Raw genomic sequence first — 375 nt, 5'->3', positions numbered from 1 at the left:
GTCCTCGACGGCGGAAAGCTCGTCGCCGAAGGCACCGCGGACGAACTCAAGCGACTCATCCCCGGCGGCCACATCCGCCTCCGCTTCGCCGACGCCTGGCAACTGGGCACCGCGGCCCGCCTCTTCGACACGGGCCTCGCCGTGCTCGACACCGAGGCGCTCACCCTCGACCTGCCCGGCGACGGCGGCATCCCCACCCTGCGGACCGTCCTCGACGTCCTGGACTCCGCGGCCGTCAAGGCCGAGGCGCTCACGGTGCACACCCCGGACCTCGACGACGTCTTCCTCGCCCTCACCGGCCGGCCCGGCGCGTCGCACACCGCCCGGAGCCCGCATGGCCCGCATGGCCCCCAGAGCTCCCCGACCCCCCCGAAC

Annotated in this window: 1 pseudogene; it reads left to right on the top strand. The window is 74.7% G+C overall.

Annotation, left to right across the window (positions count from 1 at the left end):
- Nucleotides 1–375, top strand: a pseudogene (locus tag ACSNOD_RS31810) (hypothetical protein); the annotation flags it as partial.

Origin of the sequence: Streptomyces sp. URMC 123 (genome assembly GCF_051386515.1) — a bacterium.
Taxonomy (GTDB): Bacteria; Actinomycetota; Actinomycetes; order Streptomycetales; family Streptomycetaceae; genus Streptomyces.
The sequence above is the reverse complement of the archived record's forward strand: the minus strand, read 5'-3'. Positions and strand labels throughout refer to the sequence as shown.